The sequence below is a fragment of the Parvimonas sp. M20 genome, from assembly GCF_035282425.1.
Taxonomy (GTDB): domain Bacteria; phylum Bacillota; class Clostridia; order Tissierellales; family Peptoniphilaceae; genus Parvimonas.
This window is the reverse complement of record NZ_JAYKBQ010000121.1, coordinates 1-288: the sequence shown is the minus strand read 5'-3', so window position 1 is coordinate 288 and position 288 is coordinate 1. Positions and strand designations below refer to the sequence as shown.

The window sequence follows — 288 nt, the reverse complement described above, 5'->3', positions numbered from 1 at the left end:
TAATTCTGTTAGCTTTGTTTGTAGAAAATATAAAATATCTAAAGCTTCCCTTATGCGTTGGAATAAAAAATTTGATGGCTCTATTAACTCCCTCAAAGATAAATCTCATAGACCTTTATCCAAACATCCTAATTCTCATACCGATACTGAAATTTATTGGATTAAAAATCTCATTAGAAGAAATCCTAATATTTCTTTGATTGAACTTTACGCTAAACTTAAACTAAATAAAGGTTATACTAGACACCCTTGCTCTCTTTTTAGATTCCTTAGAAAACTTGGCTTTTT

General features: G+C 28.8%; 1 pseudogene. It reads left to right on the top strand.

Features of this window, described 5'->3' with window-relative positions:
- A pseudogene (locus VJI93_RS08650) lies at nucleotides 1–288 on the top strand (IS481 family transposase); the annotation flags it as partial.